This window comes from Marinilactibacillus sp. 15R (assembly GCF_001895285.1).
GTDB lineage: Bacteria > Bacillota > Bacilli > Lactobacillales > Carnobacteriaceae_A > Marinilactibacillus > Marinilactibacillus piezotolerans.
In genome coordinates, this window is record NZ_CP017761.1 from 1,596,864 (window position 1) to 1,620,987 (window position 24,124).

The window sequence follows — 24,124 nt, forward strand, 5'->3', positions numbered from 1 at the left end:
AGAGAATTTGCTTGTAAGTATAACATATTTCCTTAATATTTGATATACTGTTAAGAAGAGAAAAGCAGGCAGGGAATTTATGTATATAAAGCCTAGTCGGAGGGAAAGTTCATGACGTTAGAAATTGTTGTTGTTATATTAATGTTGTTAATCGTCGCACTTTACATAGCAATGTATATCATCAGAAAAAATCATTACAAATCAATAGATGAGCTGGATTCAAGAAAATCTGAAGTAATGAACCAGTTCCCATTGGATAAAATACAAGCTGTCAATAATAGAAGTATGACTGGACAATCGAGAGAAACAGCTGAGGAACTAAAAGAACAATGGGATCAGATTGAAACAAAGCAATTTCCGACAATCGAAAGCTTGTTATTTGAAGCTGAACAAGCTACGGATCGTTACCGTTTCAAAAAAGCACGTCAGCACGAAGAAGAGGCTGAAAGCAAAATTGTTGAAATCCAACAATCTTTAAATAGTTTAAATACAGCTTTAGATGAATTAATGCAACGTGAAGAGGCAAATCTCAAAAAAATAGAATCTATCAAGAAAAGATATCACATGATTCGTAAAGACCTATTAGCTAAGAGTTTTTCATTCGGAAGAGCCGTTGATGCGCTTGAAGATAAATTAGGCACAATGGAAACAGATTTTTCAACTTTCTCTCATTTGACAGCTGCTGGAGATCACGAAGAGGCAAATCTCTTATTAAAACAACTTGAAGAGACCATTACTGCAATGGAAAATTATATGACTGAAGTACCTAGGATTCTCAAAAAAGTCGAGAATGAAATACTAGAACAAATTGAAGAGCTGGAGAGTGGCTATCGATCCTTGCAGCAGGAAGGGTATGTATTCCCTGATGATTCAATAAAAGAGGATCTGGCTCAAACGCATGTCAAAATAGAAAATACCAATAGTCTGATTGGTTCGCTTGAAATAGAAAAAGCAGAAGAATTGTTAGCAGAGCTCGAAGAAAAAATAGAACAAATTTATGATAAGTTAGAAGTTGAAATAGAATCAAAAACAGAAGTCAACGAATTGGTTAACCAAATACGTAAAATATTTCATTATCTTAAAGAACAGAACCGTAAGTTATTTATTGAAATAGATAGACTATCTCAGAGTTATCTTTTGTATAGAGATGAAATGAGCGAAGCGACTCAAGTACAAGAAACAATCGCAGAACAAGAAAAATTATATATGAAAATCAATGAAGAATTAGCTGAAGAGAGCGTTCCATTTTCCCAAGCTAGTCAATTGTTAAACTCAATGTTTGATCAGTTACAAGAGATGAATGAAAAATCGACTATGATCAGTAAGCATTTGAGTGATTATAGAAATAGTGAATTAGAAATAAAACAAGATTTAGAAGAAATGGAAATTGCGATGCGTGAAATGAAAAGATATGTTGAAAGCAGGCATCTTCCAGGGTTACCATCTGAGTATCTCGATTTTTTCTTTTATACTACCGACCATATAGAGCAGTTAAGTCAGAGTTTGGCTAAACCTAAACTGGATATGACAGAAGTTTTCAAATTGCATGAGATGTGTGAAGATGATGTGGAACAGTTAGCACAGGATACAGATGAACTAGTAGATCAAGCGATGCTGAGCGAACTTGTCAGTCAGCGATTATACCGATATAAAAATGAGCACAGTGAAGTGATGGAGACAATCAAATATAGTCGCAGTTTGTTTTCAGAAGACTTTGATTATAAAACCTCATTAAAAATGGTTCGAGAAAAACTGGAAACAATTGAGCCGGGAGCTTTTGAAGAAGTTCAAAAACAATATAGAAAAGAGAAAAACTTCTCTTGAGTTGAGAAGTATAATTAAAAGAGCTAGGTTGTGATTTGAATTCACATTCTAGCTCTTTTGGCGAGTAGAAACTTCTCGCTGATTTGCTAAAAAACATATCTTTTGGTATTATGCTACGTAAAAAAGATTACTGAAAGAATAGAAAGAGTGTATAAATGATTTATTTAGATAATAGCGCCACAACAAAAATTGATTCGTCTGTTTTGGATACTTTTAATAAAGTAAATTCGATGTATTTTGGTAATCCATCGAGTTTACATGAACTTGGAGAGACGACAACGGGATTATTGACACAATCAAGAAATTTAATTGCTGAAACAATTGATGTTAAACCTGAAGAGATTTTTTTTACTAGTGGTGGAACTGAAGGAGACAATTGGGTTGTTAAAGGAACAGCAATTGAAAAAATATCTTTTGGTAAGCATTTAATCACCTCAGAAATAGAGCATCCAGCAGTATTGGAATCAGTAAAACAACTAGAAAATATGGGATGGGAAGTGACGTATCTCCCGGTAGATTCGAGAGGTATTATTTCAGTTGAGAAGCTTAGACATGCTTTAAGAGAGGATACTGTGCTGGTTTCTGTAATGGCAGTCAATAATGAAACAGGTAGTGTACAACCTATTGAACAGATCGGTGAAGCCTTGAAAGATTATCCTTCAATTCATTTTCACGTTGATGCAGTTCAAACTGTTGGTAAAATCGATTTAAAGTTAGGAGAACAAAGCCGAGTAGATATGGCTGTTTTTTCAGGACATAAATTCCATGGTCCAAAAGGGACAGGTTTTGTGTATGTAAAAAAAGGTCGAAAACTAGCTCCGTTACTAAGCGGAGGAGGACAAGAAGCCGGATTACGAAGTGGGACTGAAAACGTTCCGGGAATCGTAGCAATGGCAAAAGCTTTAAAACTAATTTCTGAAAAACAAGCAGGAACTCAAACTGAGCTGACTTTAGAATTGAAAAAGTATTTAGATACTAAAAAAAATATCGAAGTATTTTCACCTGACCAGAGAGCCCCGCACATACTCTGCTTTGGTATTAAGGGTATTAAAGGAGAAGTAACTGTACATGCACTCGAAAAAAGGGGTGTCTACGTTTCGACAACTAGCGCATGCTCTAGCAAAAAAAAGGTAGAATCAAGTACACTATTAGCTATGGGTATTCCTAAAAAAAGAGCTGAAACAGCAATTAGAGTTAGTTTGTCTGAAGATAATACATTGGCAGAACTTAAAAGTTTTATAAAAATATTTGATGAAATCTATCAATCTTTTAAAGTTATACAATAGAATAGAGGATATATATGATTACAGAAGTTATGGTAAGATATGGAGAATTATCTACAAAAGGTAAGAATAAAAAACAATTTATTAAGCAGTTGGATAAAAACGTTAAAAATGCACTTGATGAATATAGAGGTTTGAAAATCAAATCTCATAGAGATCGTATGCATATTGAATTACATGATGAAAGTGCAGATATAATTATAAATAAATTAAAAGTGATTTTTGGTATACAAACGATATCTCCAGTAATAAAAGTAGAAAAATCGATCGAAAAAGCTAAAGAAGCGGCATTGTTTTTAGTTAAATCTAACTATGAACCTGCTCGAACATTTAAGATAAATACAAAAAGAGCAGACCATGAATGGATGTTTGATACAAATGAAGTTAACCAGATGTTAGGCGAATATATCATGAACTCTATTCCAGAAATTAAAGTTAAAATGAAAAAGCCAGACATTAATGTTCGAGTAGAAGTTAGACTTGATGGGATTTTTTTATCTATAGATTCAATTAAAGGAGCAGGAGGGTTACCAACGGGAACGAGTGGCAAAGGGATGTTAATGCTATCTGGAGGCATTGATTCGCCGGTTGCAGGCTATTATGCTATGAGAAGAGGGATACAAGTAGAGGCCGTCCATTTCCACAGTCCTCCTTATACAAGTCCGCAGGCTTTACAAAAAGCAAAAGATCTAACTGAAAAACTGGTCAAATTCTCCGGTCCGCTTCCTTTTATAGAAGTTCCCTTTACTGAAATCCAAGAAACTATTAAGAGAGTCGTTCCGCAAGGTTATATTATGACGATTACCAGAAGAATGATGTTGCGTATTACGGATCAATTACGAGAACAGCGGTCTGGATTAGCTATTATTAATGGAGAATCACTTGGACAAGTCGCTTCACAGACGATGGAAAGTATGTCGGTAATAAATGAAGTGACACACACTCCAATTTTAAGACCGCTTATTTCTATGGACAAAACAGATATCATTGAAGTTGCTCAAAAAATAAATACCTTTGAATTGGCAATCTTACCTTACGAAGATTGTTGTACAATTTTTACGCCTCCAAAACCAAGAACCAAACCTAAGTTAGTCCATGTACTTGAAATTGAGGAAAAAATGGATATCAATGGTTTAATAGAAAGAGCGATTCAGGGCATTAATATTGAAGAGATATCAGCAAATAACAATCTGGAGTCTAAACAAAAGCAAATTTTTGAAGAACTGTTGTAGTTTTTGTTGTACAATTTCTTATCTTAACGTTAAAATGAAGATACTAACTGAAAGAGAGAGGTTGTTAACATGGATGTAATGATGAAAGGTAAGCCACTTACAACAAATTCAACTGTACCTGCCAAAGGAGAACAAGCTCCTGATTTTTCTTTAAATGATTTGAACGAAAAAACAATCAGTTTGTCAGATTATAAAGGTGAAGTTGTACTAATCAGTACTTTTCCTGACATCAATACAAGTACATGTTCTAGACAAACGGCGAAATTTAATGAACTGGCGCATACTTTAAATAGTACACGAATTTTATCTATTTCAACAAATACAAAAGAAGAACAAAAAGACTGGTGTTCTGCTAAAGAAATAGATATGGTTTTATTACATGACAGTGATCGTTCATTTTCTAAAGATTATGGGCTTTATGTAGAAGAAATGGATAAAACTGCTCGAGCAGTATTCGTTTTGAATCGAGAAGGACAAATCGTTTATCGGGAAGTCGTCAAGGAAATGTCCCAAGACCCTAACTATGAAGAAGCAATCGCAGCTGCTAGACATGAAGAAGCAGAAATGACATAAAAGAAATCCTTTCTTTTAAAAGGGTAGTCTGATAGAATATAAATAAATATTTGGCGGAGAGCAAGAGGAGTATCTTTCTGATTTTATTTAAGAGAATGGGTGTAAGGTGGAAATCCCTAATGAGTTGGATTGAGAAAGTAGCTTGTGAGCTAACAGAGTGAATAGTATCAGTAGCTTTGTTTGAGGTAACGGGTCATTACCCCCGTTTATGAAGTGGTTTGAAGAAGTATTTTCTTCAATCAATTTAGGTGGTACCGCGAATGAGTAAGCATTCGTCCTATTGTAATAATAGGACGAATGCTTTTTGCTTTGTCCGTTCGAAGCAAAGCGAGTTACGGACAAAGTACTAGGCGTAACGAAGTGGAGCGTAGTATCGATTCGAAAGTCCGTTCGAAGCAAAGCGAGTTACGGGCAAAGTACTAGGCGTAACGAAGTGGAGCGTAGTATCAACTCGAAAGTCCGTTCGAAGCAAAGCGAGTTGATGGATTCGTGAGTTACGAATCCGTTATGCCTTTGAGCACAGCGAAACAGGCTTACAGGTAGAGTACTAGACATAGCAAAGCGGATATTCATCATTAAACCAATCTATAAAAGCCAAAAAAACGAAATGGAGTGATTTTTATGACAGAAGAAATAAAAATGTCAACGAAATACCAGCCTGCAGAAGTTGAAGCTGGACGATATGAAAAGTGGCTGGATCAAGACTTATTTAAACCAAGTGAAGACAAGAGAGCAGAACCTTATTCTATTGTGATTCCACCACCAAATGTAACAGGGAAATTACACCTTGGACATGCTTGGGATACAACTTTACAAGACATCATTATCCGACAAAAACGAATGCAAGGGTATGATGCATTATGGTTACCAGGAATGGACCATGCCGGAATCGCAACCCAAGCTAAAGTAGAAGAAAAACTTGCCCAAGAAGGAATTTCCCGTCATGATTTGGGAAGAGAAAAATTTCTAGAAAAGGTTTGGGAATGGAAAGAAGAATATGCTGAAAATATTAGAGAGCAATGGGCAAAAGTAGGTATATCTGTAGACTATAGCCGTGAGAGATTTACTTTGGATGAAGGATTAAACAAGGCAGTAAATAAAGTATTTGTAGACCTTTACAATAAAGGTCTAATTTATCGCGGTGAGTATATTATAAACTGGGATCCTAAAGCTCAAACAGCCTTATCAGATATTGAAGTAGACCATAAAGACGTGAATGGTGCATTTTACCATATGAAATATCCATTAACGGATGGATCTGGTGCGTTAGAAATTGCTACTACACGTCCTGAAACAATGTTAGGGGATACAGCAGTAGCTGTCCATCCAGAAGATGATCGTTATCAACATCTGATTGGAAAAACACTGACGCTTCCTTTAGTAGGAAGAGAATTACCAATCATCGCAGACGAGTATGTAGAAATGGAATTTGGTACAGGAGTCGTTAAAATTACCCCAGCGCATGATCCGAATGACTTTGAAGTAGGAAACCGCCATGACTTGGAACGTATCAATGTCATGAATAACGATGGTTCAATGAATGACCTTGCCGGAGAGTACGCAGGATTGGATCGTTTTGAAGCTAGAAAACGGATCGTTAGTGACTTAAAAGAACAGGGATACCTGATCAAGGTGGAGGAAATGATTCATAGCGTTGGACATTCTGAACGTACAGGAGTTGTAGTTGAACCAAGGCTCTCTACTCAATGGTTCGTTAAGATGGAGCCATTAGCTGAGCAAGCTATCAATAATCAGAAAACAGAGAACAAAGTTAACTTTGTTCCTGAACGATTTGAAAAAACTTTTAATAACTGGATGGATAACGTTCATGACTGGGTAATATCAAGACAGTTATGGTGGGGACACCGTATTCCCGCCTGGTATCATAAAAAAACTGGAGAAGTGTATGTGGGTGAACATGAACCCGAAGACATTGAAAACTGGACACAAGATGATGATGTTTTAGATACATGGTTCAGTTCAGCTTTGTGGCCTTTTTCAACAATGGGTTGGCCAGATATTGAAGCAGAAGACTTTAAGCGTTATTTCCCAACCAGTACTTTAGTTACAGGGTATGATATTATATTCTTCTGGGTAAGTCGTATGATTTTTCAAAGTCTGGAATTTACAAATGAGCGACCATTTAAACACGTATTGATCCATGGTTTGATTCGTGATGAACAAGGAAGAAAAATGAGTAAATCTCTTGGTAATGGTATAGATCCTATGGAAGTTATCGATCAATACGGAACAGATGCTTTACGCTGGTTCTTGTCTAATGGATCAGCACCTGGTCAAGATGTAAGGTTTAGTTATGAAAAAATGGATGCGGCTTGGAACTTCATCAACAAGATCTGGAATGCAAGTCGTTATGTAATCATGAATTTAGATGATTTCACAACCGAAGACATTGACCTAAATGGCAAAAAATCTATTGCAGATAAATGGATCTTAGCTCGATTGAATGAGACGATTACACAAGTTACAGAATTATTTGAGAAATTCGAGTTTGGTGAAGCAGGTCGTGCTCTTTACAAATTTATTTGGGATGATTATTGTGACTGGTATATTGAGATGAGCAAAGAAATTTTATTTAATGGTTCAGAAGACGAAAAAAAATCAACTAGAAGTATCTTAATCCATGTACTTGATCAAACTCTTCGATTGCTGCATCCAATTATGCCCTTTGTTACAGAAGAAATTTGGGAGAATATGCCACACGTTGGAGAGTCACTAGTCACTGCTGAATATCCAACTCCTGAGAAATCATTTAATGATCAGGAAGCAATTGATAATATGAATATGCTGATTGATTTAATTCGATCTGTCAGAACAATTAGGGCAGAAGTTAATCGTCCATTATCTAAAAAAATCGATATATTAGTAAAAGCGAAATCTGAGCAAGAAAAAGAAATTCTAATAAATAATCGTAGCTTCATTGAACGCTTCTGTAATCCGGAGAATTTGACCATTGATACAGAGATTATAGTACCGGATGAAGTCAAAACTTCTGTAATAACAGGAGCAGAAATATTCTTGCCATTAGCTGGATTGGTTGATTTTGATGAAGAAATCAGTCGTTTAGAAAAAGAATTAGAAAAATGGGCTCAAGAAATTAAACGAGTTGAAGGAAAGCTATCTAACCAGAAATTTGTTCAAAATGCTCCAGCAAAAGTAGTTGAAGAAGAACGGAATAAAGAGCAGGAGTACCATCAGAGATATTCCTCTGTTTCTGATCAGTTAGAAAAATTAAAAATGCTAAAAGGAGAATAATATGCCTAAGGTAAAAGCAGTCTTGTTCGATATGGACGGATTGATGTTTGATACTGAATCAATGTATTATAGTGCTAATCAAGCCACAGCCGACTCAATTGGAATGCCTTTTGATTATCCTTTTTATGAACGATTCATTGGAGCGAGTGATAAAGATTTCTTTGCAGCTATTCGTTTGGAACAAGCTGATGAACACCTTGCCGATCGTTTTATTAAGCAAAGTAAAGTCGATATAGAAAAAGCTTTATTGGAAAAAGCTTTACCAAAAAAAATGGGTCTGGAAAAATTACTAAAATATTTAAAAAGCAAAAATATAGAAATGATCGTTGCTTCTAGTTCGGAAAGAAATATGGTAGAGAAACTGGTGAATAATGCTGGGTTATCAAAGTATTTTACTGGAGTAGTTGGTGGAGATGAAGTTAGAGACTCTAAGCCAGATCCAGAAATATTTTTAAAAGCATTAAGTAAAACTACTGCAGATCCTTCTGAGGCACTGGTATTGGAAGACTCGTTAAATGGTGTAAGAGCCGCACATGCTGCTGGTATACCGGTTATTATGATTCCTGACTTAATCAGTCCGAATGAAGAAGCTAAAGAAAAAGCAACAGATATATTACCGGACTTAACCAAAGTAGTTGATTACATTGAAAATTAATTTAATTATTTTGAAAACTAGTTTGTAAGTTTAATAAGTAAGAGGGGGAGCGAGTAACGCTCCCTCTTTTTATTTGAAAAGGAGGAAAGTCAGTATGAAGGTTACTTCACATAAATTTACCGATGTACCTGAACAATCCAGACCAAGAGAGCGTTTAACAGAATATGGAGCGAAAGCATTAGCAAATCATGAATTACTTGCTATCTTATTAAGAACAGGAACAAAAGAGAAAAATGTTCTTCAATTGAGTATGAAAGTTTTATCCGAATTTGATAATTTGTTTATGTTGAGACATGTGACAGTAGAAGAATTAGTAAGTATTGATGGAATTGGAAACGCAAAGGCAATTGAGATGATAGCGGCGATTGAGTTTGGAAACCGAGTTGCAAGAGCTTCGCAGATAAAAGAAGGGACAGTTACATCCAGTTCATTTGTAGGTACGTTACTTCAAGAAGAGCTTGGAGGCTTACAACAAGAACATGTTATGGCACTTTATTTAAATACTAAAAATGAGATAATAAAAAAAGAAGTTGTCTTTAAAGGAAGTCTGAACAGTTCGGTAGCACATCCAAGAGAAATTTATAGGGGTGCTGTAAAATATGCAGCTGCTCGAATTATCATTGCCCATAATCATCCCTCAGGTAATCCTGAACCTTCTGAAGCAGATTTATCTTTTACAAAAAGAATGAAAAAAGCGGGAGAAATGATCGGTATAGATCTACTGGATCATTTTATAATTGGTGAAAATAGTTATGTAAGCTTGAAAGAATACGGTATTATTTAGCAAGCATCCATAATAAAATCAATTAGCAAAAAAAGAATTGATTATAGTGAAAAAGCGTTAGAGAAAAGTTTATAAATTTCAAAAAAAAGTTTATTTTTTTTGAAAAAGATTCAACCAAATGCTTGCTTTATTTAAATGCCCATGCTATACTTTACTTAGCATTTTGTTAGGGAAAGAAAAAAGTAATGTGTAAGAACATTCCGATTCGTTACCTATAGCAATAATGTGAAATAGAATGTGCTTATGGCACGAGGAGGAAAAAGTAATATGGAAAATGGTACAGTAAAATGGTTTAACGCAGAAAAAGGTTTTGGATTTATCGAACGTGAAGGCGCAGACGATGTATTCGTACATTTCTCAGCTATTAACGAAGAAGGATTCAAATCATTAGAAGAAGGACAAGCTGTAACTTTTGATATTGAAGAAGGCGCACGCGGACCTCAAGCTGCTAACGTAGAAAAAGCTTAATTAAACTTAAAAATTTTCAGCCGAGAGAGCGATATTCGTTCTCTCGGTTTTTTAATGTTATTAAATATATTTAATAATGTTAAAATAATTAAGGTTCGAAATTTTAATTCATTATACATATTTATAGATTACTCAATGTATCCTATGTTAGAATAAAACAACAAATTCATTATCTTCTATCAGTTTAATGTCAAATATATAAAAAAAGAATTAAAGTCATAAACTAATAGTGAAAAACTTTTGATAAAAAGGTACAATGAAGCAATGAATCTTTGCAATTTAAAATAACTGACTGTTAAACAAAGATCTTAATGTTTTATTTTGAGAGGGGAACGAACAAGTGCGTTGGTTTAACAATAAAGGAATCGGAATAGATTTAGGCACAGCTAACACAAATGTATATGTTGAAGGAAAAGGAATAGCACTAGGTGAACCGTCTGTAGTTGCAAAAGACAATACTACTGGTGAAGTAGTTGCAGTCGGATTAGATGCTCAAAAAATGATTGGACGTACTCCAGGCAGTATCGTTGCTATTCGTCCTATGAAAGACGGTGTCATAGCTGACTACGATACAACAATTGCTATGATGGAGTACTTTATTAGTAAAGGAATCGGCAAAAGAGCTTCAAAACCAAGTGTTGTGGTATGTGTACCAGGTGGCGGTACAGAAGTTGAAAAAAGAGCAATCATTGATGCAACAAAAATGGCTGGAGCTAAAGAAGCTTTTCTAATCGAAGAACCTTTTGCAGCAGCAATTGGTGCAGGTCTGCCAGTTAATGATCCTACAGGTAGTATGGTAGTGGATATTGGTGGAGGTACTACTGATGTAGCAACAATTTCCTTGGGTGGTATTGTCAGCAGCCGTACAATTAAAATGGCTGGAGACCAAATGGATATTTCAATCATCCATTATATCCGGAATAAATACAATTTATTAATTGGTGATAGAACAGCTGAATCCGTAAAAATGGAATTAGGATGTGCTTCAATAGAAGCAGCTCGCGAATTAGGCTCAACAGATATTAGAGGCCGTGATCTATTGACGGGTCTGCCAAAAACGATAGAAATCTCAGCAGTAGATATTGCTGAAGCTATTCAAGAAGTTGTTGATAGTATTGTTATAGCTGTTAAAGGGACATTGGAAGATACATCTCCTGAAATCTCAGCCGATGTTATCGATAGAGGAATTGTTTTAACAGGTGGAGGAGCAATGCTGAAACATTTAAGTGAAGTTATTGCTGAACAAACGGAAGTTCCTGTTTTTGTAGCAAATGATCCATTAAACTGTGTTGCCATTGGTACTGGAGAAGCATTAAATCATTTGGATCTTTACCGTAAACAAAGTAGATAATTAATAAATTCAATAATATAAAGAGGCGGGGAGGTTATCTTTCCCGCTTATTTATTGATAACAGACGCTACAGAGGCTATGTAAAGCTTTAGTATTCGGTTAGAATACACTACGATTTTGCTTTAAATTATGGTAGAATAACCAGAGCTATAATATTAGAGGTGTGACTATTGAATCAGTTTTTTACAAATAAAAAAATGATTGTCCTTTTAGTTAGTGTGATTCTTTTTGTTTCTTTGTTGTCTTTATCACTTAGCCAGTCTGGTTCAGTGACTTTTATTCAGCAATTTACAAATGATATCACAGCTGTAACAGGTAGAGTTTTTTCTAAACCTGTCAATGCAGTTAGTGACGTATTTGGTTCAATCAATAAATTACAAGATACTTTTGAAGAAAATCAACGATTGAAAAAAGAAATTGACAGTATCTATGAAACACAAGCTGAAGTAGCTGTCTTACGAGATGAAAATGAAAGAATGCAAGAAGAATTAGAGTTGAAAGATTCACTTACCGATTTTCAAACTATCTCTGGTACAGTTATTTCAAGAAATCCAGATTCTTGGGTTGATCAGGTTATCATTGACAGAGGTGAACAGGACGGTCTTGAAAAGGGAATGTCTGTTATGTCTGGAAATGGTTTGATTGGTAGAATCAGCGAAACTGATCCTACTAGCTCTAAAGTAGTTTTATTAACTAACCTTGAGGGATCTTCTAATCAGGTTTCGGCAGAAATTTTATCGGAAGAAGTGATCAATGGATTAATTACGGGATATGATACTGATACAAATAGATTGATCATGACACAAATTACATCAACTGCTGAAATTACGGAGGGAGAACAAGTGATTACTTCTGGATTAGGCGGTTCAATTCCTAGATCTCTTGTGATCGGAACAGTTGATGAAGTTACAATGGATGATCATGGACTTGCGCAACAAGTATATCTAAAACCAGCAACTGATTTTGAACATATTCGATATGTAACAGTAATTGATCGTTCAGCTGAAAGCGGGGAAGAGTGATGAGTCAATGGAAAAAAATCCTCTACCCGCTACTCATGCTTTTAATTGCTCTGATATTAGATGGCGTATTTGTTGCACAACTAAAAGGGTTATTTGATACTAATATCGGGATGATCATTCCGCACTTAACCTTATTAGTATTGTTGATACTAACTTTTTATTTGAGTTTTCGTCACATTATAATTCTCTCTTTATTGATGGGATTTGTTTATGACAGCTATTATACTGGATACTTAGGGATTTATATGGCCATTTTTACTGTGATCGTATATGTACTTCTGCAATTCAGAAATTTTTTCCAGCCTAATTTGATTATCTATTTACTCTTGAGTATTATAGTTGTAACCACTCTAGAATTCTTTGTTTTTGGTGTATACCGGGCAATTAATATTACATCAATGTCTACTCAAGAATTTTTACTTGAAAGACTAGGAGCTACTCTTTTATTTAATGGACTGGCTACATTGATAATCGGTTATCCTATTGATAAAATAACTCAAAGTATTGTTCAAAAAGATGAGATCAGTTTTAAAAAATAAAAAATTCGATCGTAAATTGATTACTCTAATTAGAGTAATCATATTCCAGTCTTTAACAAAGAGGTGAAGAGCTTGCAAAAGATTGTAACGTTAAAAGGGACAAAAGATGGATTTCAGTTATTGGTAGATCAAGCTGCTGCTTTTCAAACAGTCTTAGATGAAATATCTAAGTTGATTGAACCATTAAAGAAGGAAGCAACGGCGGATAAACCTCTCGAATTGACTATAAAAACTGGAAACAAATTATTTACAGATAAAGAAAAAAATGCAACAATCACATTGATTGAAGAAAAATCTCATCTTAAAGTAAAAAATATCGAAGCTGAAGTAGTAACTATAGACAGTGCATTGAAGTGGCACAATGAAGTCAGCACCAAGTTACAGATCAGCACAGTCCGTAGTGGTCAGATTATTGAAGCTGAAGGAGACTTGCTGCTTGTAGGCAGCGTACATCCTGGTGGTATTGTTAAAGCAACAGGAAGCATCTTCATTTTAGGTGATTTAAGAGGAACGGCACATGCTGGAGCAAAAGGAAAAAAAGATTCAGTAGTCGTAGCGAATTTCTCTTATGATGCCCAAGTACGAATAGTAGATCATGTTCATGTGATTGAACAGCCAGATACAAAAGTGAGCGAGGGCTCTTCCACAGTTGAGGTTGTTTATCTAGATGATTTACATATTTTGAGAATATCACCACTAAGTGATATTAAAAATTTGAGACCGGAATTAGGAAATGTTACAGGAGGATTAATTAATGGGTAAAGCCATCGTCATAACTTCAGGGAAAGGCGGAGTAGGAAAAACAACCTCAACCGCTAATATTGGAACAGCATTGGCTCTGCAAGGGAAAAAAATCTGTTTAGTAGATATGGATATTGGTTTAAGGAATTTGGATGTTATCTTAGGACTAGAAAATAGAATCATTTATGACATCGTAGACGTGATAGAAGGTCGGGCAAAATTACATCAGGCAATTATTAAAGATAAAAGATTTAATGATCAATTGTTCTTGCTGCCAGCTGCTCAAAACGCTGACAAGAATGTAATAAATGAAGAGCAGATGATTGAACTGGTTGCTGAATTAAGCAAAGACTATGATTATGTTCTGATAGATTGCCCAGCTGGTATAGAGCAAGGATTTAAAAATTCGATTGCAGCAGCAGATGATGCAATTCTGATCACAACACCTGAAATATCCGCCATCAGAGATGCAGATAGAATTATAGGTTTAGTTGAACAGACTAAGATCGGCTCACCGAAACTGGTTATCAATAGAATTAGAAAACGCATGATGCAAAAAGGTGAAGTCATGGATATTGATGAAATCACTAGACATTTATCCGTAGAACTACTAGGTATTGTTTTTGAAGATGATGAAGTGGTTCGCTCATCTAATAAAGGTAATCCAGTCGCATTAGATCCGGATAATATTTCATCACAAGGTTATAGAAACATAGCAAGAAGAATTCTTGGAGAAACAGTACCGTTAATGACTCTGAAAGAAGAAAAAAAATCTTTCTGGCAAAAGTTATTCAATAAATAATGATTGACGTTGCACATTCGTTCTGGTAAAATACTAATGTTGTATTTGTGAGGCACCACAGCTACAACCGCTCGTTTTTGAGTTTTGAAGCACTGAATAAGTCACTCATAACGGCGAGTCTAAGTGCAATAGAAAGCATATAGAAATGCTTTACTAAATAAGGAGGTGCAACAAACATGTATGCAATCATCAAAACTGGTGGTAAACAAATTAAAGTAGAAGAAGGAAAAGCAGTCTACGTTGAGAAATTAATCGGAGAAGCTGGAGATTCTATTACTTTTGAAGAAGTATTGTTTGTTGGAGGAGACAACGCAGTAGTTGGAACTCCAACAGTTGAGGGAGCTTCAGTAGAAGCTACGATTGAAAAACAAGGACGTGCTAAAAAAGTAGTTACGTTTAAGTATCGTCGTAGAAAAGACTCTCATTCTAAACAAGGACATCGTCAACCATACACTAAAGTTATGATCAATTCGATCAAAACTAAATAAGTGGAAGAAGGATTTACATGATTCAAGCGCAGTTTAACCGTTTGAAGAATAATGAAATCATTTCTATTGAGATTTCGGGACATGCAGAGTCTGGACCTTATGGACAGGATATTGTATGTGCTGCAGTTTCAGCGCTTAGTATTGGTACAGTAAATAGCATAATAGAATTAGCAGGACTGTCGCCTTCTATTATCATCGATGAAGAAGAGGGAGGATATCTCTCTATGAAACTTCCAGATGGTCAGTCAGAAAAGCAGTCACATACTGCACAGATTTTATTGGAAAGTTTATTGTTATCACTCAAAAGTGTACAGGAAGAGTCCCCTGATTATATAAAAATCAAACAAAAAAATCATAATAATGGAGGTGCATTCTAATGTTGAAAATGAATCTACAGTTATTCGCTCATAAAAAAGGTGGCGGATCTACTACTAACGGACGTGATTCACAATCTAAGCGTTTAGGCGCTAAACGTGGTGATGGCCAAGTTGTTTCAGGTGGTTCAATTTTATATCGTCAACGCGGTACTAAAATTTATCCTGGAGAAAACGTTGGAAAAGGCGGAGATGACACTTTATTTGCAAAAGTTGATGGTGTTGTTCGCTTCGAACGTAAAGGTAAAAATAAAAAACAAGTTTCTGTTTATCCAGTTGCTAACTAAGATGGTAAGATAAAGGATTATTTTATCTTCATCAGCAAATTAGGTACAAAACAATTAGAAATTATTTTAAGAATCAAGCGGATTTTTTATAAAACCCGTCTTGATTCTTTTTTCATGTTTCTGAATTTCTAAATTCCTTGAGAAAACCATAATAATCAGTTAGAATAAGTATGTTAAAGAGATTAATATTTCAGCTTATAAACGATGTGTTTTTTTAAAATAGGCAGATTGTGTAAAAATTATTTTCTCGATTCCAATACACAATCAGTCATTTTTTGAATATAGACGCAGAGTGATATAGAAAGGTGGGCAAAAGGTGTCGACAGATCAAATTGAAACTGTCTACCAAACACTTGATCAATCTTCTCAGGTTTTAAAAGAGGAATTACAAATTTCCTACCTGGAAGCACTGATTGAAACAGGAGAAAATTTATTAGATAACAAGACTGTTCGGGTAATGGAAGGAAAACCTTCAAGAGAAACCCAAATTCAACTGAACAGTATATATGAACAGCTTGACCTTTCTGAAATATCTCCTAGCGAAGTAAGACAAGGGATTCAACTTTCTATTTTAAAAGGAATGCGAGAAGACTATGTACAACCAAACCATCAAATGACACCTGATTCAATCGGTTCACTTATGGCATACATAGTTGAGACCATTGCGCCCCCTAAAACAACAACGTACCATTTATTAGATTTATCTGCAGGAACAGGGAACCTGCTTTATACAATCTATTATTTTTTAAAAAAAGATAATAGATTAATTCATTTATCAGGTATTGATAATGATGATTTATTATTATCGCTGGCAGCTGTAAGTGCTGCTTTACAAAATTTGACCGTTAACTTAACTCATCAAGATGCCTTGAGCAATTTACTGATTGATCCAGCAGATAGCATCGTATCTGATTTGCCTGTAGGCTATTATCCCCTTGACGAACAAGCCAGCGGCTATGAAACATCATTTGATTCTGGACATTCTTACACTCATCATTTAATGATTGAACAAGGAATGAGGTATCTTAAAGATGGCGGTTTTGGATTTTATCTTGTTCCAGCGAATATTTTTGAAACTGAAGAGGCTACGTCATTATTAACCTATATTCAAAAAGCTGGTCATTTCCAAGGAATGATCACTCTTCCAAAAGAAATATTCAAAACAGAACAATCAAGAAAATCAATCTTGATTGTACAAAAAAAAGGTGAAAATACAACCCAAGCCAAAGAAGTTTTATTAGCTAACACACCGGATTTCAAAAATATTGCAGCAATGCAGGAATTTCTAAAAGAAATTAATCAATGGAAACAAACCCAGTTTAAAGAATTATTTTAAAAACAAAGAGGAGAGACTTGGATGACTAAAACAATCGCAATAAATGCTGGAAGCTCTAGCTTGAAATGGAAATTATTTGAAATGCCTGAAGAAAAAGTACTAGCTTCTGGTATCGTAGAACGTATTGGATTAAACGATTCGATTTTCACAATCAAATATGGTGAAGGTAAAAAATATGAAGATGTACTGGATATTAATGATCATGAATTAGCAGTTGAAATGTTATTAAAACAACTTACTGAACTAAATATTATTGAAAGTTTTGATGAGATTACCGGAGTAGGACATCGCGTAGTTGCAGGTGGAGAGATATTTGATGATTCAGCACTAGTCAATGATGAAGTTATTAAGCAAATTGAAGACTTATCTGAGTTTGCACCATTACACAACCCTGCCAATGCAACAGGAATAAAAGCATTCCGTAAAATTTTGCCAGACATCACAAGTGTAGCTGTCTTTGATACTTCATTCCATCAGACAATGCCTAAAGTGAATTATATGTACAGCATCCCTAAAGAGTATTATACAAAATATAATGCACGTAAATATGGTGCTCATGGGACTAGTCATAAATATGTAGCTGAAAGAGCTGCTGATATGTTGGGAAAACCAATTGAAGATTTAAAAATCATTACGTGTCACTTAGGAAATGGTGCATCTGTTACAGCTGTTGAAGGTGGAAAATCAATTGACACTTCAATGGGATTCACACCATTAGCAGGTGTAACAATGGGGACTCGATCTGGAGATATTGATGCTTCTTTACTTCCATTCTTGATGGAAAAAGAAGGAATAGAAAATATAAATGATATGGTTTATATTCTAAACAATGAGTCAGGTCTGAAAGGTCTTTCTGGAATTTCTAGTGATATGCGTGATTTAGAAGACGCTGAAGCTACCAATGAAGATGCAGCTTTAGCATTACGTATCTTTGAAGATCGCGTAAGAAAATATATTGGTTCATATGCAGCTACTATGAATGGTGTGGATGCAATAGTTTTCACAGCTGGAATTGGCGAAAATGGTGTAGAAACACGTGAAAATATTATAAACGGTCTAACGTTCTTGGGAGCGGAACTTGATCCTGAGAAGAATAATGTACGTGGAAAAGAACGCTTTATCTCTAAAGAAGATTCTAAAGTCAAAGTATTATTAGTTCCAACTGATGAAGAAGTAATGATTGCTCGTGATGTAGAAAAACTTAAATAAGCTATTTGAACGTAAAAAAACATTCTCCAGAATCTTGGAGAATGTTTTTTTTATTTATTTAATTGTTTCATTTTTTAAATCTGTTCTAACAACCATGACATCGCATCTTGCATGGCGGATGACGTATTCAGAAACAGAACCTACAAATATTCTTTCGACTGCATTTAAACCGGTAGCTCCCAACATAATTAAATCAATATTTTCTGATTCAGGTATCTGTTTAGCTATGATAACTTTCGGAGACCCAAACTCTAAGACTACTTCAACTTCAGATAATCCTTCTTTTTTAGCGTATTCCTTATATTCTTCTAAAATATTTTTTGCTTCTTCCCGGGCGTTGTCAGCGATCGAGCCATCAAATGTAGAAAATGACTGATAAGCACGAGTGTCAATAACATGAGCAAGTACAAGTGATGCATTATTACGTTTAGCTACTTCAACAGCTTTTCGAAAAGCCTTCTCCGCTTCTTGGGAGCCATCTACTGCGACTAAAATTCTTTTGTATTCTTGTAACATAATTTCCACTCCTTTAAATAGTTTTCTTACTGTTATTATACTAGAAATTCTTTAGTAATATACACTAATAAGGAATAAATATAAATAAAAAAATAGAAAACCACCCTACGAAAGCAGGGTGGTTTGAACATCTAAGTACAAGAAATCCGATGGTGCCGGTTGATTGTCGTATTTGGTTGAACCCGCACAATAGCAGGTGGGCTTCACCAGAAAAACATCTGACGTCCAAGTGATAAGGCATGTCATAAATTTTCCTTTTAGAATCCCGATTCAAAAATAAAAATGTTCGGTCAACACAGTTAGTCGACACCGCGTACACCTCAGAAATCTTATCCTTATAATAGCATGGTAGATAGAATTTGTCAATTAGGAGACTTAGCTTTATGAGACTATTTAAACAATATTTACTAGTAGCAAACGTTTTTTTATTTAAAGATTAAATTTCTCATACTGTTTTGCTAATGCTTCTTCGAATTTACTAGAAGGATTCGGTAAATAATAAGTTTCAGATTTTAGTGTGTCTGGTAGATACTGTTGACTGACCCATGACCCGGGAAAATTATGAGGATACTTATAAGAAACTCCACGATCAAGATCTTTTGCACCTTTATAGTGAGAATCTTTAAGGTGATTAGGTACTTGACCACTTTTACCATTACGCACATCACTTAAAGCTTTATCTACGGCAATTATGGCTGAGTTTGACTTTTGCGAGAGTGATAATTCAATTACTGCGTTTGCTAACGGAATACGAGCTTCGGGCAAACCGAGCTTCTCAGCGGCTTGTACAGCTGTTACAGCTCGAGCTGACCCGGCAGGATTCGCTAGACCTATATCTTCATATGCGGTCACCATTAAACGCCTGCAGACAATCTGTAACTCGCCTGCTTCAAGTAATCGAGCTAGGTAATGAAGAGCTCCATGCACGTCACTACCTCGAATAGATTTCTGGAAAGCAGAGATTACATCGTAATGCGCATCACCATCTTTATCATGCGTTAGAACTTTTCGCTGTAAACATTCTTCAATGACTGGAAGTGTAATATGAATCATTTTATCTGCAATAGGCTTGGTTGATTCAGCTGCTAATTCCAGTGCATTTAAAGCACTTCTCAAGTCACCGTTTGTACCTCTGGATAAATGTTTCAAAGCTTGCTCTTCAACTTTTAGTTTTAAGTGTCCTAATCCTTTTTCTGTATCATCGATTGCACGAAGTAGTGCCGATTGTATTTGAGATTCTGTTAAAGGATACAATTCGAATATTTGGGAGCGGCTTCTGATTGCTGGATGAATCGATATATAAGGATTTTCAGTAGTTGCTCCAATCATGATGATTCGACCATTTTCAAGATGCGGTAAAAGAAAATCTTGCTTTGGTTTATCTAAACGATGAACTTCATCTAAAAGTAAGATAACTGTTCCGCTCATTTTAGCTTCTTCAGCTACAATTTGTAAGTCCTTTTTTGTATCTGTCGCAGCATTAAGCATACGAAAAGCGTACTTAGTTGACCCGGCGATTGCACTAGCTATACTAGTTTTCCCGATCCCAGGGGGGCCATAAAGAATCATTGAAGATAATCTTTTAGCTTCAACCATTCGCCAGATAATTTTTCCTTCACCAACAAGATGTTCCTGACCAACAAGCGTATCAATAGAAGTTGGCCGCATTCGATATGCAAGGGGTTGACTCAAATCAAGGACTCCTTTCTGTTAATCTTATCTTTAGTATAACACGGTATTAAATGAATCTCTATTTATTTGAACATAAGTTTGCATGTCGTTATAGAGATATCTGTAATCTTATACTGTCTCAATGAGAGACTTTGTGATAATATGTAAGTTGAATCAGCTCCAAGAAAGCAAAGATGAGGTTTGAATAATGATGAATATTAAAGATATAATCAAGACAAATAAACTTGAAAAATTAGTTTTAGAAGGTACCTTCGGAATTGAAAAAGAAGGTATACGTGTAGACGACAATCAAAAGCTTGCTCTAACGGACCATCCAGAATTGTTAGGGGATCGTTCTTATCATCCGTATATTCAAACAGATTTTAGTGAAGCTCAATTAGAATTGGTTACTCCCCCCGAGCAATCTTTAAAAGAAACATTTAAATGGCTAAATGCATTGAATGATGTTGTACAGCGGTCCGTTGAATCGGATGAATATATCTGGCCATTCAGTATGCCAGCTTGTCTTCCGGAAACAGAACAGATTCCAATCATAAGAGTTCGTGATCAGAAGGAAGTTGAGTATAGAGAAAAACTTGCCGAAAAATATGGAAAGAAAAAGCAGCTGATCAGTGGGATACATTATAATTTTTCTTTTTCAGAACAATTTGTTAAAAGCATATTTGAGCATCAGAGAGAACATGACTCAATTAAAGAAGTGAAAAATGAACTGCATTTAAAATTAACAAGAAATTTTTTGAGATATCAATGGATATTGACTTATTTATATGGTGCTGCGCCATTTGCACATCACTCTTTTTTTGAACAAGCAAAAGAAGAGATACCATTAACAAAACCAGTTAGAAGCGTGCGAAATAGCTCGATGGGATATCATAATTCAACTGATGTGATTGTAAGATATGATGAGGTTGCACACTACGTCAATGATATTGAACAATTAGTAGCTGAAGGTACATTAAGTGAAGAGCGAGAGTTTTATGGTGCTGCACGTTTGAGAGGAAACGCTAAAAAAATTGATCAGTTAAATCATACGGGAATTGAATACGTTGAATTTCGTCTGTTCGATTTAAATCCTTATAGTAAGCTTGGAATTACAAATGAACAAGCTCGCTTCATTCATCTGTTTTCTATTTTAATGATTTGGATAGAAGATTCAAAAGCAAAAGAAGCAATCAAAGAAGGTACAGAAAAAAACGAACAGACAGCTTCAGAAGATCCATTTGCTAAATCAGCTTATTATCAAGAAGGAATGGAACTTTTACAAGAGATGCAGGCAATAGCTAGTGAATTAAAAGTCGAATCTGAATACTTTGAAGTCATTGACCAGGCTATTGCGGCCTTAGAAGATCCATCTCAAACACTAGCAGCCCGATTGACCCAACAGATTGATTCAGTCGATCAGTATTTAAAAGTAGGACGAAAACTTGGTACTCAGTATAAGCAAGAAGCAAAGGAAAAACCGTATTTACTAAATGGATTTGAAGGAATGGAGATGTCTTCACAGTTACTCCTGTTTGATGCTCTTCAAAAAGGAATAACAGTAGAAGTATTGGATGAAAATGATCAATTCTTGAAATTGCAGTATAAAAGTCATGAAGAATATGTAAAAAATGCTAACATGACCGCCAAAGATACCTATATTTCTCACTGGATCATGGAAAATAAGACGGTAACGAAAAAAATATTAAAGAGTAAAGGTTTTAATGTTCCAGATGGTGAAGAGTTCCAATCTTTAGAAGAAGCAACAGCAGCGTATTATAAGTTTAAGAATCGTTCAGTCGTGGTAAAACCAAAATCAACAAACTATGGATTAGGTATTTCGATATTTAAGAACTCTCCTCAAGAAGAAGATTTTAAAGAAGCACTGGAAATTGCTTTCAAAGAAGATACAGCCATACTAGTTGAAGAATTTGCAACTGGAACGGAATATCGCTTTTTCATATTAGATGGAAAAGTGAAAGCTGTGCTGCATAGAGTTCCGGCAAACGTAAAAGGAGACGGCAGACAGACGGTTAGAGAGCTGATTGAACAAAAAAATATGGATCCGCTTAGAGGAACAAACCATAGAGCGCCTCTTGAAAAGATAAAATTTGGTAATGTTGAAGCATTGACTTTAAAAGAACAAGGATATACATTCGACAGTGTACCTGAATCAGGAGAAATCGTTTACCTTAGAGAGAATTCAAACATTTCAACTGGTGGAGACTCAATAGATTATACAGATAAAATGCATTCAAGTTATAAAGAACTTGCATCAAGAATGGCAGTACCACTGGGAGTGAAAGTTACAGGAATCGATCTGATTATTCCTGATTACACTAAACCAAGTACTCCAGAGGATCCAGGTTATACTGTAATTGAATCAAATTTCAATCCTGCTATGCATATGCATGCTTTTGTCACCGAAGGAAAAGGTAGAAGATTGACCAGAGACATTTTAGAAATGCTATTTCCAGAATTGTATTAAATCGAAACCAGGAAGAATATAGAAAGAATGTGGAGAGATGGAAAGTACAATATATTTAGATTATGCAGCTACAAGTCCCATGTACCCAGAAGTAATAGAAGTTATGAGCGAAGCAATGCAGACTACTTTTGGAAATGCTTCTAGTATCCATCAATTTGGAAGAAAAAGCAGAGGATACTTGGATGAAGCAAGAGCTATTTTTGCAAGGAGTATTCACGCAAAATCAAATGAAATCATCATTACCAGTGGTGGTTCTGAAAGTGATAATACAGCCATTTTAAAAACGGCAGAAAAATATGAATCTTTAGGAAAACATATTATTACAACGAATATCGAGCATGAAGCGGTATTAAAACCTATGAAATACCTTGAATCAAAGGGTTTTGATGTGACTTACTTGCCAGCAGATAAAGATGGATTTGTTAGCGCAGAACAAGTAAAAGCAGCTTTAAGAAATGATACGATCTTAGTATCCATTATGTCTGGAAATAATGAAGTAGGATCTATTATGCCCATAGCAGAAATTGGTTCTATATTAAAAAACAGCAATCCCGCAGTTGTTTTTCATACTGATGCTGTACAATCTTATGGATCTCAAGATATTGATGTTGACGAAATGAATATTGATCTTTTATCAGTATCAGCTCATAAAATAGGTGGACCAAAAGGGATCGGTTTTTTATATTGCAGAGAAAATATTAAGTTACCCAGCCTAATACTAGGCGGAGAACAAGAAACAAAAAGAAGAGCTGGAACAGAAAATATCCCCGCAATTATTGGCTTTCAAAAAGCTGTTGAATTGATGATGAAAGATAAAAAACAGCGTAATGCCTATTATCGTAAGCTTAAAGAAAAACTTGTTAACAACCTTAAGCAAGCAGGAGTAGACTTAGAAATTAATGGATCCTATGACTCATCACTGCCGCATATAGTTAGTTTACATTTGAAGGGAATCGATGCAGAAAGATTGTTGATTCATTTAGACTTGGCAGGAATTGCAGTTTCCACAGGTTCAGCTTGTACAGCTGGTAACGTGGATCCTAGTCATGTCTTGAGTGCAATGTTTGGAGTAGATCATCCAGCTATAAGCGAAACAGTTCGGATCAGTTTAGGACTGGGTACAACTGAAGAAGACATCGAAAATGTTGTTATTGAACTTTCAAACATTATTAAACGTTTAAAGTAATTAGCTTAAATTGAAATGAAAC

Annotated in this window: 22 protein-coding genes, 1 other RNA gene and 2 other annotated features; of the genes, 20 read left to right on the plus strand and 3 right to left on the minus strand. The window is 35.2% G+C overall.

Features of this window, described 5'->3' with window-relative positions; genetic code table 11:
• Positions 1-111: 111 nt before the first annotated feature.
• From BKP56_RS07940 to BKP56_RS08025, 18 genes are all read left to right on the plus strand, one after another.
• Positions 112-1,824, plus strand: a complete 1,713-nt coding sequence (locus BKP56_RS07940; RefSeq protein ID WP_072694563.1) for a septation ring formation regulator EzrA — start codon at positions 112-114, stop codon at positions 1,822-1,824.
• A gap of 155 nt (positions 1,825-1,979) precedes the next feature.
• Positions 1,980-3,110, plus strand: coding sequence for a cysteine desulfurase family protein (locus BKP56_RS07945; RefSeq protein WP_072694564.1), 1,131 nt, complete (start codon positions 1,980-1,982; stop codon positions 3,108-3,110).
• Between the two features lie 14 nt (positions 3,111-3,124).
• A complete protein-coding gene (thiI, locus tag BKP56_RS07950; protein WP_072694565.1) occupies positions 3,125-4,339 on the plus strand; it encodes a tRNA uracil 4-sulfurtransferase ThiI in 1,215 nt (404 codons plus the stop codon).
• 69 nt (positions 4,340-4,408) lie between these two features.
• Entirely contained in the window at positions 4,409-4,912 is a 504-nt protein-coding gene (tpx, locus tag BKP56_RS07955; protein ID WP_072694566.1) for a thiol peroxidase, read from the plus strand.
• 47 nt (positions 4,913-4,959) lie between these two features.
• Positions 4,960-5,195 (plus strand) — a binding site (T-box leader).
• A gap of 338 nt (positions 5,196-5,533) precedes the next feature.
• Complete coding sequence (locus tag BKP56_RS07960) at positions 5,534-8,185, plus strand: valine--tRNA ligase (protein WP_072694567.1); 2,652 nt, start codon at positions 5,534-5,536, stop codon at positions 8,183-8,185.
• Position 8,186: 1 nt separating this feature from the next.
• On the plus strand, positions 8,187-8,840 hold the full coding sequence (locus BKP56_RS07965; protein ID WP_072694568.1) for an HAD family hydrolase: 654 nt from the start codon (positions 8,187-8,189) through the stop codon (positions 8,838-8,840).
• 94 nt (positions 8,841-8,934) lie between these two features.
• On the plus strand, positions 8,935-9,624 hold the full coding sequence (gene radC / locus BKP56_RS07970) for a RadC family protein (protein WP_072694569.1): 690 nt from the start codon (positions 8,935-8,937) through the stop codon (positions 9,622-9,624).
• Between the two features lie 267 nt (positions 9,625-9,891).
• Positions 9,892-10,092 carry a cold-shock protein gene (locus tag BKP56_RS07975; RefSeq protein ID WP_034302391.1) on the plus strand — a complete coding sequence of 67 codons (201 nt, stop codon included), beginning with the start codon at positions 9,892-9,894 and terminating at the stop codon, positions 10,090-10,092.
• A gap of 340 nt (positions 10,093-10,432) precedes the next feature.
• Positions 10,433-11,443, plus strand: a complete 1,011-nt coding sequence (locus tag BKP56_RS07980) for a rod shape-determining protein (protein ID WP_072694570.1) — start codon at positions 10,433-10,435, stop codon at positions 11,441-11,443.
• A 170-nt stretch (positions 11,444-11,613) separates the two neighbouring features.
• Complete coding sequence (mreC, locus tag BKP56_RS07985; RefSeq protein ID WP_072694571.1) at positions 11,614-12,465, plus strand: rod shape-determining protein MreC; 852 nt, start codon at positions 11,614-11,616, stop codon at positions 12,463-12,465.
• Positions 12,465-13,004, plus strand: coding sequence for a rod shape-determining protein MreD (mreD, locus tag BKP56_RS07990; protein ID WP_072694572.1), 540 nt, complete (start codon positions 12,465-12,467; stop codon positions 13,002-13,004). Before mreC ends, mreD begins: the two co-directional genes overlap by 1 nt.
• A gap of 72 nt (positions 13,005-13,076) precedes the next feature.
• A complete protein-coding gene (locus BKP56_RS07995) occupies positions 13,077-13,766 on the plus strand; it encodes a septum site-determining protein MinC (protein ID WP_072694573.1) in 690 nt (229 codons plus the stop codon).
• Positions 13,759-14,547, plus strand: a complete 789-nt coding sequence (gene minD / locus BKP56_RS08000; RefSeq protein ID WP_072694574.1) for a septum site-determining protein MinD — start codon at positions 13,759-13,761, stop codon at positions 14,545-14,547. The genes BKP56_RS07995 and minD overlap by 8 nt, the downstream gene beginning before the upstream one ends.
• 55 nt (positions 14,548-14,602) lie before the next feature.
• Positions 14,603-14,678, plus strand: a sequence feature (ribosomal protein L21 leader region).
• Positions 14,679-14,723: 45 nt separating this feature from the next.
• The gene (rplU, locus tag BKP56_RS08005) at positions 14,724-15,035 is read left to right on the plus strand and encodes a 50S ribosomal protein L21 (RefSeq protein ID WP_072694575.1); all 312 of its coding nucleotides are present in this window, start codon (positions 14,724-14,726) and stop codon (positions 15,033-15,035) included.
• Between the two features lie 17 nt (positions 15,036-15,052).
• Entirely contained in the window at positions 15,053-15,412 is a 360-nt protein-coding gene (locus BKP56_RS08010; protein WP_072694576.1) for a ribosomal-processing cysteine protease Prp, read from the plus strand.
• An 8-nt stretch (positions 15,413-15,420) separates the two neighbouring features.
• On the plus strand, positions 15,421-15,696 hold the full coding sequence (gene rpmA, locus BKP56_RS08015; protein WP_269466211.1) for a 50S ribosomal protein L27: 276 nt from the start codon (positions 15,421-15,423) through the stop codon (positions 15,694-15,696).
• Positions 15,697-16,012: 316 nt separating this feature from the next.
• On the plus strand, positions 16,013-17,032 hold the full coding sequence (locus BKP56_RS08020) for a class I SAM-dependent methyltransferase (RefSeq protein WP_072694578.1): 1,020 nt from the start codon (positions 16,013-16,015) through the stop codon (positions 17,030-17,032).
• Positions 17,033-17,053: 21 nt separating this feature from the next.
• On the plus strand, positions 17,054-18,241 hold the full coding sequence (locus BKP56_RS08025) for an acetate/propionate family kinase (protein ID WP_072694579.1): 1,188 nt from the start codon (positions 17,054-17,056) through the stop codon (positions 18,239-18,241).
• A 54-nt stretch (positions 18,242-18,295) separates the two neighbouring features.
• Here BKP56_RS08025 and BKP56_RS08030 read toward each other — a convergent pair whose 3' ends face one another.
• The 3 genes from BKP56_RS08030 to BKP56_RS08040 all read right to left on the minus strand — a co-directional run bounded on the left by BKP56_RS08030 (position 18,296) and on the right by BKP56_RS08040 (position 20,449).
• Positions 18,296-18,757, minus strand: coding sequence for a universal stress protein (locus BKP56_RS08030; RefSeq protein ID WP_072694580.1), 462 nt, complete (start codon positions 18,755-18,757; stop codon positions 18,296-18,298).
• A gap of 139 nt (positions 18,758-18,896) precedes the next feature.
• Positions 18,897-19,087, minus strand: a non-coding RNA gene (ssrS, locus tag BKP56_RS08035) — 6S RNA.
• Between the two features lie 99 nt (positions 19,088-19,186).
• Entirely contained in the window at positions 19,187-20,449 is a 1,263-nt protein-coding gene (locus tag BKP56_RS08040) for a replication-associated recombination protein A (RefSeq protein ID WP_072694581.1), read from the minus strand.
• A 187-nt stretch (positions 20,450-20,636) separates the two neighbouring features.
• Here BKP56_RS08040 and gshAB point away from each other — a divergent pair, with 187 nt between their 5' ends.
• Complete coding sequence (gene gshAB, locus BKP56_RS08045) at positions 20,637-22,916, plus strand: bifunctional glutamate--cysteine ligase GshA/glutathione synthetase GshB (RefSeq protein ID WP_072694582.1); 2,280 nt, start codon at positions 20,637-20,639, stop codon at positions 22,914-22,916.
• Between the two features lie 37 nt (positions 22,917-22,953).
• Positions 22,954-24,102 (plus strand): cysteine desulfurase family protein, encoded by a 1,149-nt coding sequence (locus BKP56_RS08050; protein ID WP_072694583.1) that lies wholly within the window; start codon positions 22,954-22,956, stop codon positions 24,100-24,102.
• The last annotated feature ends 22 nt before the right edge of the window (positions 24,103-24,124 follow it).